Consider the following 11433-nt stretch of genomic DNA (forward strand, 5'->3'; position numbering starts at 1 on the left):
CTCACCCCGACTGTCCCCACCCGCAGGTCCTGTTACTCCCCTCGCCCGGACACGCCCTGGTCCGCCCGCCCGGCCGCCCTCACCCGCTCACCCCACGAACCCGAGGTGGACCGGCCGCACCTCCGCGCGCAGCACACCGGCCAACTGCGGTGGCCAGAGCGCCTCTTGCGTGGTGACGAGCTCGGCCGGTGTCCACCAGCGATAGCCGAGGATCCCGTCGGCGGCATGCGCCTCGGCCACCTCGGGGCCGAGTTCACGGCGCGGCCCCTGCGCCACGTAGATGTGCTCGTGCTGGCGGACCGGGACACCCGCGCGGGTGAAGTCGTGCTCCCAGGTGCACAGGAGTTCACCGAGCACCAGATCGTGCCAGCCGGTCTCCTCGTGCAGTTCGCGCAAGGCACCCTCGCGCGGCGGCTCGCCCTCGTCCAGGCCGCCGCCGGGCATCGCCCAGTGCGGGCCGACCTCTTCGTTGTCGTAACCCAGCAGGAGGATCACTTCGTCGGGGGCGAGGACCGCGACCCGGGCGGCCCTGCGTGGCGTACGGACTAGAGCGCCGCCGCGGCCGGTGGCGCTCACGCAGGGAGTGGCGAGCAGCGGGTGAGGAGCTCGTCCAGGGAGAGGTCGAGGGCCTGGGCCAGAGCCGCGATGGTGAAGAACGCCGGGGTCGGGGCCCGGCCCGTCTCGATCTTGCGGAGGGTCTCGGCGGAGAGGCCCGCGACCTCGGCCACCTCGACCATGCTGCGGGGGCCGCGCGCCTCGCGCAGGAGGCGGCCGAGCCGCTCGCCGCGTTCGCGCTCTTCGGGGGTGAGGGGAGTGCGCACCATGCCGTTATTCTAATACCGAGGCAAGCGGTATTCATATACCGCACCGACCGGTATAGTAATTGGCATGGTGAAGATCAAAACGGACCAGTCGCTCGATGCCATGCGTGCCGCGGGACGCGTGGTGGCCCAAGGACTCACGGCGGTACGGGAGCAGGCGCGTGTGGGCGTCACGCTGCGTGAGCTGGACGAGGTGGCGCACCAGGTGCTGCGCGAGGCGGGCGCCTCCTCACCGTTCCTGCACTACAGGCCGGCCTTCGCAAGCACCCCCTTCCCGGCCGTCATCTGCGCCTCGGTCAACGACGCGATCGTGCACGGCATCCCGGACGGCTACCGGCTGCGCAACGGCGACCTCGTCTCCGTCGACTTCGGCGCAAAGCTCGACGGCTGGGCGGGCGACTCGGCGATCAGCTTCACGGTCGGCGCCCCGCGCGCCGCGGACATCCGCCTCATCGACACGGCCCACGAGGCACTGGACGCGGGCATCGCGGCGGCCAGGATCGGCAACCGCATCGGCGACATCGCCCACGCGATCGGCACGGTCTGCCGCGCCGCCGGTTACGGGATCCCCGAGGGCTTCGGCGGGCATGGCATCGGACGGCAGATGCACGAGGACCCGTCGGTGCCGAACGAAGGGCGCCCGGGCCGCGGAATGCCACTGCGGCGGGGCATGGTGCTCGCGATCGAGCCGATGCTGGTCGGCGGCGGCACCGACGGCTACTACGAGGACCGCGACGGCTGGACCCTGCGCACCGTGGACGGCAGCCGGGCTGCACACGCCGAGCACACGGTGGCGATCACGGACGAGGGGCCGCGGATCCTGACGGCACTCTGAGCGCCCGCACCACCGCCCCCCTCACGCACACCCCGCCCAGCCAACCCCTTGACCCACCCCGCTCAACCAGCCCCGCTGACCCACTTCGCTCACCCACTTCGCTGACCCACTCCGCTCACCCACTCCGCCCTGCCGACACCCGTCCGCCTCGTACCTTTTGCCGCACGGACACCCTGGTTTCCCGATGTATCGGACCTTGCGATGACACACCCGGGCGGGCGCGGGAACAGCCCCGGGGGACCCTCGAACGCGGGTGCGGAAGGCGGCTAGAGTGCCCGCCCATGAGTGAACTCCTGCGCATCGTCGTCGGCGCCGCGATCGTGGCGGTGCTCGCGATATCCCTCGGCTGGTTCGCCCGTACGTATCTGTGGCGCCGCAGGCTCCGGCGCAAGCAGGCCTTCTTCGGGCTCCCGGAGAGCTCCGAGTCGCTGCTCGTGGTGAACCGTGACGCGGGCGGGCCGGATCTCATGGTCACGCGCAACGACGTCTTCGCCCTGCTGGAACTCTCGGCGATCATCAAGGACTGCGGCGCGCACGCGCAGATCATCACGCACGACTCCGCGCAGCAGGGCTTCGGCGAGCGCACCGAGTTCTGCATCGGCAGCCCGAACACGAACCGGCGCCTTGCGGCCCACATGCATTCGCTGCTGCCGGGCATCCGGGTCAACACCGACCCCGAGCCGGGCCCGGACCGCGGCGCCTTCCAGATCGGCTCCGAGCGGTACCGGATGGAGCCCGGGATCACCGAGTACGTGGTCCTCGCCCGGCTCACCGCGGGCCAGGGCAAGGAAGCCCGCCCGGTCTTCCTCTTCTGCGGCCAGCGCGCCTCCGCAACACAGGCGGCGACCCGCTACCTCGCCAAGCACCACGAGCGCCTCGCCCGCAAGCACGGCGGCAACTCCTTCGCGCTGCTCCTGAAGGTCGTCAACTCGCAGGCGTACGGCCCGGACGTGGTCGAACTGGTGGCGGACGTGACCCGTGCCGCCCAGGAGCCGGCGCCGGTGCCGAAGGGCAACCATCGCGCGAAGCAGTAAGCGCTTGACGCAGGCCCCTGGAGCCGGTCCTCCGGGGCAGGCGCCCGAAGCAGACCGCCGAAGCATCCTCTGATGCCGGACGGCCCCCAGGTCGGGAGTCTCCACGACATGGGGGCCGCTGCGCGACAAGCACCACCCGAGCGAGGGCAGCTGACCTTCTCCTCTCTCGCGGCCGACCCGTCATCCGTATCGGTATCCGTATCGGTGCCGCTGCGCAAGAAGTGATCTCCGGCTGCTGCCGGTGCGGTGCTCGGTGTGCTGCTGCCTCCCCGGCAGCAGCGTCCTGGGGTCGGGCCGGTGCCTCCACGGCCTCGATCTTCGCCCGCCGCAAACTATCCAGCGCAATACGGAACTTAACAGGCGACACGCACTATTCGGGCATTAACCGTATTTTGCTCAAGGGGTGTTGGAGTCACGTCAGGCGATGCCGCACCCCGGGCCCGCGCGCGGGCCGCTCCTCGGCACGGCCAGGAGTCAGGCCTCGGAGGCCTCCGCGTACACCTGGGACAGCTCCGGGGCTCCGCTCACCGCCCAGTCGAGGCCCGCCTCGACCACCTGGATCTCGCGGCCGGAAGCGAGCCGGACCACCGGGTGGCCACCGGGCCAGACATGCCACGTGGCGCCGGGGACCGTACGGACGAGAACGGTGCCGAGGTAGAGCCCGGCGTCATTGCCCAGCCAGGGCAGCAGCTCGGGGTCCTCGCGCCAGCGCGGGGGCAGTTGGTCGAGTGCTTCCAAGGAGGCGGGGCTGTCGTCGAGTTCGAGTCCCGCGCCCTCGGCCTGCGAGCGCAGCAGGGCGCATTCCGCGAGCAGCCCGGCCACGCCCTCGGGGTCCTCCTCGAAGGCGGCGGCAAGCGGTGCCTCACCGTCGCCCGCCCCGTGCTTTCGGCGCCACCGCGCGACAAAAGGGATGTTCATACGCCAAGAGTCGCATCCGCTGCCCCATGGCACCACAGGGCGCGCGGATCGGTCCCGGGCGGGCCCGGATGCTCGTACCGGCCCGGGAGACAGGCGAGTCAACCGCGGCGATCCGCCCCTGACTTCACAGGTCGAGGTCGACGACCACCGGTGCGTGATCGGATGCGCCCTTGCCCTTGCGCTCCTCACGGTCGACGTAGGAGTCGGTGACGGCCTTCTGGAAGGCCTCGTTCCCGTACACCAGGTCGATGCGCATGCCGCGGTTCTTCGGGAAGCCGAGGTTGCGGTAGTCCCAGAACGTGAACGGCACGTCGTACTTCAGCGGGCGCGGCATCACATCGCCGAGCCCCGCCTCGCGCAGGGCGGCGAGGGCCGCGCGCTCGGCCGGGGTGACGTGGGTGGCGCCCTCGAAGAGACTGATGTCCCAGACGTCTTCGTCCCGCGGTGCGACATTGAAGTCACCGAGCACCGCGAAGGGCCGCGTGCCCTGGGCATCGTCGGCGACGGCGGCCTTCAGTGCCTCGAACCACTGCAGCTTGTACGCATAGTGCGCATGCTCGGGCTCGCGCCCGTTGGGCACGTAGACGGACCAGAGGCGGGCGCCGCCGCAGGTCGCGGAGATCGCGCGGGGCTCCTCGGCGCCGTCGTAGCCGGGGCCGCCGGGCAGGCCCTTGACCACGTCCTCGAGGCCCATGCGGGAGACGAGCGCCACCCCGTTCCACCGCCCGGTGGCGTTCACCGCCGATTCATAGCCCAGCTCGCGCAGCTCGTCGGCCGGGAACTGCTCGGCGGCGCACTTGGTCTCCTGGATGCACAGCACGTCCGTGCCGCTGTTCTCCAGCCAGGCCAGGAGGCGGGGCAGTCGGGCGGTCACGGAGTTCACATTCCAGGTGGCGATACGCATGAGGCCAATCTACCCGGGGCCTGTGACACCGCCCGTCGTCCGCACACCGTCCGGGCTCGCACAGGCGACATCCGCCCTCGCGGGGGCGATGTCCGCGGTCGCGGGGGGGGGGGCGATGTCCGGGCTCGCGGGGGCGATGTCCGGGCTCGCGCAGGCGACGTCCGGCGCCTCATGCCTCCGTGCCGTCGCCGGTGGCGAGGCGCAGGTGCTCCGCACCGCTCAGGTTGGCCAGGTGGGTGTCGTAGATCGGGCGCGCGAGGTCGGTGAGCAGGCCGTCGTGCACGTCGATGGTGCGGCGGGGCTTCACCTCGCGTACGTAGTCGATCACCTCGGAGACCTTGCTCCAGGGGGCCATGACGGGCAGCAGCAGGGTCTCGACCGGGTGGCCGGGGACCGTGAGGGCGTCACCGGGATGGAAGACCGAACCGTCCATCAGGTAGCCGACGTTGGTGATGCGCGGCAGGTCCGGGTGGATCACGGCGTGCAGCTCGCCGTGCACCTGCACGTCGAAACCGGCCGCCGTGAAGGTGTCGCCGTGGCCGACCGTGTGGACCCGCCCGGGGAAGGCCGCCGCGATCCGGTCCGCGACCGAGCGCAGGGTCCAGATCTCGGCGGCCGGATTCGCGTCCAGGGCGGCGCGCAGGCGGTCCTCGGCGAAGTGGTCCGGGTGCTCGTGGGTGACGAGGATCGCATCGGCGCCCACGGCCTCGTCGGGTTCCCCGAACATGCCCGGGTCGAGCACCAGGGTCCGGCCGTCCTTCTCGATGCGTACACAGGCGTGGGACTTCTTGGTGAGGTTCATACAACCCATCCTGCTCCTCGACGGCCGCCCGGCCACCGGTTTGCCCGGGCTGTCCGGCTTCCGGGCTTCTGGGCTTCCGGGCTTCTGGGCTCCCCGGCTCCCGTGTTGCGGCATCCGGGCTCCTGAACATCCGTCCGCCCGGGCATCCGGCTACTCGCCGGTCGCGGATTCCTCCCCTACGACGGCCTGCGCGACGCGGAAGGCCGCGTGCGCCGCCGGGATGCCGCAGTACACGGCCGTCTGCAGCAGGATCTCCTTCAGCTCGTCGGGGGTGAGCCCGTTGCGCAGGGCGGCCCGCGTATGGGAGGCGAGCTCCTCGTGGTGCCCGCCCGCGACGAGCGCGGTGAGCGTCACGGCGCTGCGCATACGGCGGTCCAGGCCCGGGCGTGCCCAGACCTCGCCCCAGGCGTAGCGCGTGAGGAGCTCCTGGAACTCGCCCGAGAAGCCCTCACCGGCGGCGAGCGCCCGGTCGACATGTGCGTCCCCGAGCACATCGCGGCGGACCTTCATGCCCGCGTCGTACGGATCGGGACGCAGGCCCGCGTCGGGCTGCTGCGGGGGCTCGGCGGCCTCGATCTCCCCGACCGGCCAGCGCGGCGGACCGGCCTGTGCGGGCACCGGACGGTCGTGGGCGGGCACCGAACCGGCCTGGGCGGGCACAGCCTGGGCGGGCACAGCCTGGGCGGGCATCGGGACGACCGGAGGCGCTACGGGCCCGGCGGGCGGCTCGGTCCATGCGGTGGCGAAGTGGTGCACGAGCAGATCGGTGACGGCGGCGGGCTGCTCGACCGGCGCGAGATGCGAGGCACCGGGCACGACCGCGAGCCGTGCGTCCGGGATGCCGGCGACGAGGGTGCGTGCCTCGTCGGGCCCGGTCACCTGGTCCTCGGATCCGACCAGGACCAGGGTGGGCGCGCCGACCCGGCCGAGCTCCGCGCGTACGTCGAAGGCGGCGAGCGCCTCGCAGGCGGCGATGTAGCAGCCGGGGTCGGTGCTGCGCACCATCTGCACGGCCCACTCGGTGATCGCGGGCTGCGCGGCCGCGAAGCCGGGCGTGAACCAGCGCTCGGGCGAGCTGCGCGCAACGGGTTCGAGCCCGTTCGTATGGACGACCACGCCACGCCGGCGGAACTCGTCGGCGCTGCCGAAGCGCGCCGAAGCGGCGATCAGGGCGAGGGAGGTGACACGGTGCGGGTGGCGCAGGGCGAGCTCGATGCCGATGCCGCCACTGAGCGCACAGCCCGCGTACCCGAAACGCCGGACGCCCAGCTCGTCGAGGCAGGCGAGCAGCCGGACGGCGAGCGCCCCGACAGAGTCCGAGGGGTGGGCGGGCGCACCGCCGTGCCCGGGCAGATCGAACCGCAGGACGCGCCACTGCTGGATGAGTTCCGGTATCTGACGGTCCCACATGTGCCATGTGGTACCCAGTGAGGGACCGAGGACCAGGACCGGGGCCTCTTCTGGCCCGTCAAAGCGGTATTGCAGGGTGTTCGACGGCGTCTCACTCACGCCCACGACCCTCTCACGTCTCACGAAATCTCACACAGCCGGGGGAAAGTCTGCGGCTCGATGCATCTGTGGCTTGACTCGCCGGGTACTGGCGACGGCCCTGTCGATCGAGTCTGAGCCTCTCAGCGTGTACGCGCGCGCCCCTGACGCAGTGTGGCCTGCCGGCCGCGCTCTCGCCCGGTCCACACGTTGTCGCGCTGCTTCCTCCCTCAGCACAGCTGCCAGCTGACAGCTGCTCCGAGTCTGCAGCACGGCTTGCGGTGCCGTCCCGAAGGTCGGGACGGCGTGGCGGGAAACCCTTCGGACCGCTCCGATCATCACCTGAAGACCACCCTTGGGAAACGCCGCCGAACTCACGCACGCCCCTCCGCCTCGCCATGCAAGCCATCCCATGGGAGTAATGGTCAATACCTGCGGAACCCGGACCGCCTCGTCGTCAAGCGGATGCTCCGCGCGTGGACTTCCAAGGCACTGTGGTGCCTTGCCCTACTCATCCATCAGCCGGGTGAGCGCCGCTCGCGCCTGCATCCGGACGGACGGGCTGAGCGATCTGTCCTCGGCAAGGTGCTTCAGACGCAAGGCCCCCTGGATCCGGTATCCGTGCACCCTGCTGAGCGCGACGGCCGCCCGGGGCCGATAAACTGCGTCCAGCGTGACGTCCTGCGCGAGATGTGACAGCAGAGCGGCGCCCTGTTCTTGGTGACCTGCCAGCGGTGCTGCACCCCGGTAGCCGTCGACCTGCGCGAGGGCTCCGGCGGCACGCAGCCGGTACGCGCCCTTGACCGTCGGGTCCTCGGCCAGTTGGACCATCAGTCCCGCCGCCTCCTCCGCCCCGCCGTTCTCCCGGGCCAGCGCTGCAGCCGCGTCCAGGCGGACGAGTGCGCCCACCGTGCCGTCGAGTGCGAGATGCCGCAGCAGGCTCGCCGTCTCCTCGAACGGACCCGCCACCCCAGCCAGGGACATGACCACCGCGAACCGGTCGCTGTCCCGCACGGTGGTATCCCGCACCAGTGGAACCGCCAGCCCTGCCGCCGCATCCCTGCCCCACTCCATGGCCGCCAGAATGCGGACCGCGCCAAGCAGCGGGTCCTCGGTGTTCCACCAGCTTCGCTTCTCCAGGGCGAGGCGCGCCGCCAGTTGCAGCGTCTGCTCCCAGCTGTCCTTCTCCGCGGCCAGCAGCCCGGAGGCCGCCAGGCGGTAGGCGGCGCTCAGCCCGGCGTCCGGCCGGCACAGTCGGATCAGCACGTCGACGGCCTTGTCGTGGTGCTCGGCCATCCCCAGCAGCAGGCCGACCGCCTCCAGCCGTTCTGCGTCGCCGGCACCGGCACTGTCCTCGGCCACGCTGATCAACTGAGCGGCGATGAGACCGGGCGGGAGACTGGTTCTGAGGCGTAACTGCTGCCGCAGAAAGCCGAGGCGATGGAACCCCGGAGGCAGGCCGTCCCGTAGAAGTTCCGTGGTCGCCGCCGCGATGCGGTCCTGAGGCATGAGCAGCCCGTCCAAGAGGAACCCGAGGTACGAGGCATCCGTCAGCAGCAGCCGGTCGCTGTTCGACCGGAGTCCGTGCAGGACTTCTTCCCGGTTCTCCTCGCTGCGGGTGGCGTGCCGCGCGGCGTGGTACTCCATGAGGGTCTGGTGGAGAAATCCGAAATCGTCGCCGCGCTGGGTGAGCAGACCGGTGGGCCGCAGCAGATCACTGAGGAATTCGTTCCACAATTGCCCGCTCACCTTGGCGGGGCGCCTGACATGGAAGTGGGTGGCGAGCACGTCGGTGGCGGTGCCGTCGTTCCCTTCGATCCAGTCGAACGCCAGGTTGTCGATCAGCTCGGGAAGATTGCCGCGCACCAGCTCGGCAGCCTCCTCGGCTGTCCGGTCGTCCCTGGGAACCTGGTGGTGACTGCGCAGTTGCCGGATTGCCTCGTCGTGGGTCCGCTTGATCTGCTTGTGAGTGTTCTTCTCGTAGATCAGCTCGACGAACGACCGGTAGGCACCGGTGCGGCCCTCGGGCAGAGGGCGCGCGGGATCGGCTTCGTAGAGTTGGCAGAGCATCGACGCCATCAAGGGAGTGCAGGCCAAACCCTCCATGCGCGTACTCGAAAGCCCGGCTACGAAGCGCTGAGCGTGCCTGGCGGCATCGTCAAGGTGACAGAACCATTTCTCGGCGTAGGTGAGCAGATCGTGCGGCGAGAAGGGCAGCAGTTCAAAGCGCGGCACGTGGGCGCCGATGCCGTGCACCTCGTACTCTGGCAGCGAGCGGGTGGCCACGACGAACCGGTAGGCGTGCGGATTGCCGCGGGCGACTCCGTCCAGCATGGTGATGACGCGCTGCCGGGTACCTGCGTCGGAAATTTCATCGAGGCCGTCCACGAGTACGAGCCAGGGCGTCTGCTCATGAGGAACTTCGCGGAAGAACGCTGAGGTCAGCTCGTCGAGCAGACCGAACGGCGCCAGTTCCGTGTTGGCGGCTCTGGCCAGGGCGACCGGCATGGGGTCGCCGGCCGTCAACGAACGCGCGCGAATCATGACCGGGACTCCCGCGCCCCGCCTGCGGTCCAGCCAGGAGGTGGCGGCAGCCGTCAGGTAAGTGCGCAGAAGCGTGGTCTTCCCGCAGCCGGGATCGCCCACCAGAACCGAAATTCCCTTCCCGGTATCGAAGACAGCTTCAGCGGATACGACACGATCGGAGGTGGTCGCCGTCGAGCTGTCGGGCACATTCCCCGTCGGGCCGTCGGCGCGGGGCTGTTCCTCGTTGTCAGCCGCTGCCCGAGATGCTCGCTGACGGACGTACACATCGGCCAGGGCGGGCAGGCGGCGATCGACCGATGCACCGGGATACGGATGCTGTCGGCTTGCGACCAGCACGGTGCGGAGATATCCGTCCAGCGTGGGAGTCAGAGCCGGCCGCGACTTACTTTCCGGCGCCTTCCTGGCAGCCTTCCTGGCGGACTCCCAACGGCTCTTCCACAGCTCCTTGGCATGGGTCCATTTGCCTGCGGCTTCTGGTCGCGCTCTCCCGGTGAGAGCGCCCGGCGACCGCAGCCCGCGCCATTCGAGCAGCACCTGCACAACTGCCCACAGGAGTTCGAAATCCTTCGCGGGGCTGCCCCTCTCGAACCAGCCTCCGACCCGGGTCGGACTCAGCGGCTCGCCATGCCCGGCTGACCGAAGCCGGTGGTTCGCCTCGGCAATCGCTTCCGTACGATCCCGGCCCGAGAGGGCCTGGCTTTCCAGCTCTCTGAGCGCGTCGCGCAGCACCTGCCGCCCAGGGCTCAGGTCTGTCGTCTCGGTCACCGGTTCACGCTCGCCTCGTCCGATCCATCGAATCCATCAGCGGACGTCGGATGGACCGCGGTGACCTGGGCTTCTTTCGATCCGCCCCACTGGATCCGGCAAAGCTTCACCACGCCGGCGCGAGCTCGTGGAATCGCTGCTGAGCCGTCGCAGGGGCGGTCGTGCAGACGAAGGAAGCGGCAACGCCATGGACACCAACGTGTGGGTTCTGATGCTGATTGCCAACATCGTGGTCTCGGCCACGGCCGCGGTCGCGATTGTCTTCCTGGTTGTCAAGGACACCGCCTCATCGGATCGGGCCAAGGTACTCAGGGCCGTTGCCGAGGTGATCCGCGCGATTCGTGGACGCAGGTGAATGCCACGTGCGTACTGCCGCCAGGCCCCGACGGTACAACAACCGGCACAACCGCGTACGGAGTTCCACCGCGCGGCGGTCGGCGCCGATGCCCAGCCTCGGCTCACCCCCAACTGCCCCCTGCCCCCTGGCCCCTGGCCCCTGGCCCCTACCAGCCCGCCACGGGTCGGAATGCCTGTGCGTCCGAGGTACGGACCAGCTCCCACGAGATCAGGTGGTAACTCTCAGTCTTCGGCTCCGCCACCGGCGCAGCCTCAGCATCGGATCCCAGGGAATCCAGCGGGAATCGGTCTGGGAAGACAAGGCAAGCGACCACTTCCCGGGGCTGGCGGTTCTCCAAGTGCCCCCGCTGCACAGCGCGACCTACGAGGGGACGGAGGAAGCCTGTGGCCATGGCGTCATACCGCTCCTCCGGCGTCTGTCAGCCCGCCGCCCTGCGCGTATCTCACCCACCCAGCCCCACCGAACCCGGCCAACACCTGTCAGGCGAACGATCCGACATCACCCAATCAAGGTCAGCGGGCAGACCCTCCCGGAGCAGAAGGCATTGACCTGCGGTTTCCTGTCTGTGCTGGACTGACGTAGACGTCCCTGGACGGTCTCTGCAACCTGTGCCATGTGGCGCCGAGGGACGGTCCCAAGATCAGGACAGGGGCGTCTTCCGGCCCGTCAACGCGGCATTGTCAGGGCTTCCGGCGTTGGCGCACCGCTGCCGCGGTCAAGCCTCCCGCCGCGAGCAGCGCTGCGGCGATCCCTGAGATCAGCCCGGTGCTCGGGGAACCCGTGTCCGGCAGTGAGGGCGATCCGTTGGGCGGCCCGGACGAAGGTGCAGGCGTCGGCGGCTCCGGCGACGGGGGCGGGGGCTCGGTGGGCTCCGACTCCGAAGGCGACGGCGACGGGGGCTCGGTCGGCTCCGACTCCGAAGGCGACGGCGACGGGGGCTCGGTCGGCTCCGACTCCGAAG

At 70.2% G+C, this 11433-nt stretch carries 12 protein-coding genes; 4 read left to right on the forward strand and 8 right to left on the reverse strand.

All coding sequences use genetic code 11. The annotated features are described in order from the left end of the window. Positions 1-87: 87 nt before the first annotated feature. Both ACLF6P_RS26985 and ACLF6P_RS26990 read right to left on the reverse strand, forming a co-directional pair. Entirely contained in the window at positions 88-576 is a 489-nt protein-coding gene (locus ACLF6P_RS26985) for an NUDIX hydrolase (RefSeq protein ID WP_415953732.1), read from the reverse strand. Beyond that, positions 573-824, reverse strand: a complete 252-nt coding sequence (locus tag ACLF6P_RS26990; protein ID WP_415953733.1) for a helix-turn-helix domain-containing protein — start codon at positions 822-824, stop codon at positions 573-575. Before ACLF6P_RS26990 ends, ACLF6P_RS26985 begins: the two co-directional genes overlap by 4 nt. A 64-nt stretch (positions 825-888) precedes the next feature. Here ACLF6P_RS26990 and map point away from each other — a divergent pair, with 64 nt between their 5' ends. Then, positions 889-1656: a type I methionyl aminopeptidase gene (gene map, locus ACLF6P_RS26995; protein WP_415953735.1), complete on the forward strand. Its 768-nt coding sequence runs from the start codon at positions 889-891 to the stop codon at positions 1654-1656. A 281-nt stretch (positions 1657-1937) separates the two neighbouring features. Beyond that, complete coding sequence (locus tag ACLF6P_RS27000) at positions 1938-2690, forward strand: hypothetical protein (RefSeq protein ID WP_415953736.1); 753 nt, start codon at positions 1938-1940, stop codon at positions 2688-2690. A 474-nt stretch (positions 2691-3164) separates the two neighbouring features. Here ACLF6P_RS27000 and ACLF6P_RS27005 read toward each other — a convergent pair whose 3' ends face one another. The 5 genes from ACLF6P_RS27005 to ACLF6P_RS27025 all read right to left on the reverse strand — a co-directional run bounded on the left by ACLF6P_RS27005 (position 3165) and on the right by ACLF6P_RS27025 (position 10114). Beyond that, positions 3165-3608, reverse strand: a complete 444-nt coding sequence (locus tag ACLF6P_RS27005; RefSeq protein ID WP_415953738.1) for a DUF6278 family protein — start codon at positions 3606-3608, stop codon at positions 3165-3167. 124 nt (positions 3609-3732) lie between these two features. Next, on the reverse strand, positions 3733-4512 hold the full coding sequence (locus ACLF6P_RS27010; RefSeq protein ID WP_415953740.1) for an exodeoxyribonuclease III: 780 nt from the start codon (positions 4510-4512) through the stop codon (positions 3733-3735). A 169-nt stretch (positions 4513-4681) separates the two neighbouring features. Next, positions 4682-5314, reverse strand: a complete 633-nt coding sequence (locus tag ACLF6P_RS27015; protein ID WP_415953742.1) for an MBL fold metallo-hydrolase — start codon at positions 5312-5314, stop codon at positions 4682-4684. A gap of 150 nt (positions 5315-5464) precedes the next feature. Beyond that, positions 5465-6823 (reverse strand): bifunctional 3-oxoadipate enol-lactonase/4-carboxymuconolactone decarboxylase PcaDC, encoded by a 1359-nt coding sequence (gene pcaDC, locus ACLF6P_RS27020; RefSeq protein ID WP_415953744.1) that lies wholly within the window; start codon positions 6821-6823, stop codon positions 5465-5467. A gap of 486 nt (positions 6824-7309) precedes the next feature. Continuing rightward, the gene (locus ACLF6P_RS27025; protein ID WP_415953745.1) at positions 7310-10114 is read right to left on the reverse strand and encodes an NACHT domain-containing protein; all 2805 of its coding nucleotides are present in this window, start codon (positions 10112-10114) and stop codon (positions 7310-7312) included. A gap of 187 nt (positions 10115-10301) precedes the next feature. Between ACLF6P_RS27025 and ACLF6P_RS27030 the strand changes: the two genes are divergently transcribed. After that, entirely contained in the window at positions 10302-10469 is a 168-nt protein-coding gene (locus ACLF6P_RS27030; RefSeq protein ID WP_415953747.1) for a hypothetical protein, read from the forward strand. 683 nt (positions 10470-11152) lie between these two features. On the opposite strand, the gene ACLF6P_RS27035 is transcribed toward ACLF6P_RS27030, so the two are convergent. Then, positions 11153-11263, reverse strand: a complete 111-nt coding sequence (locus ACLF6P_RS27035; RefSeq protein ID WP_415953785.1) for a hypothetical protein — start codon at positions 11261-11263, stop codon at positions 11153-11155. Between ACLF6P_RS27035 and ACLF6P_RS27040 the strand changes: the two genes are divergently transcribed. Further along, a partial coding sequence (locus ACLF6P_RS27040; RefSeq protein ID WP_415953787.1) for a hypothetical protein occupies positions 11253-11433 on the forward strand: 181 nt, incomplete at its 3' end. The two genes, ACLF6P_RS27035 and ACLF6P_RS27040, sit on opposite strands and share 11 nt — an antisense overlap.

Origin of the sequence: Streptomyces lothianensis (assembly GCF_047779955.1) — a bacterium.
In the GTDB taxonomy this organism is placed as follows: Bacteria; Actinomycetota; Actinomycetes; order Streptomycetales; family Streptomycetaceae; genus Streptomyces.

Bases quoted from the DNA above. Each gene is read 5' to 3' on its own strand.
- ACLF6P_RS26990 (WP_415953733.1), bottom strand. From the start codon at position 824: ATGGTGCGCACTCCCCTCACCCCCGAAGAGCGCGAACGCGGCGAGCGG.
- map (WP_415953735.1), top strand. From the start codon at position 889: ATGGTGAAGATCAAAACGGACCAGTCGCTCGATGCCATGCGTGCCGCG.
- ACLF6P_RS27000 (WP_415953736.1), top strand. From the start codon at position 1,938: ATGAGTGAACTCCTGCGCATCGTCGTCGGCGCCGCGATCGTGGCGGTG.
- ACLF6P_RS27005 (WP_415953738.1), bottom strand. From the start codon at position 3,608: ATGAACATCCCTTTTGTCGCGCGGTGGCGCCGAAAGCACGGGGCGGGC.
- ACLF6P_RS27010 (WP_415953740.1), bottom strand. From the start codon at position 4,512: ATGCGTATCGCCACCTGGAATGTGAACTCCGTGACCGCCCGACTGCCC.
- ACLF6P_RS27015 (WP_415953742.1), bottom strand. From the start codon at position 5,314: ATGAACCTCACCAAGAAGTCCCACGCCTGTGTACGCATCGAGAAGGAC.
- ACLF6P_RS27030 (WP_415953747.1), top strand. From the start codon at position 10,302: ATGGACACCAACGTGTGGGTTCTGATGCTGATTGCCAACATCGTGGTC.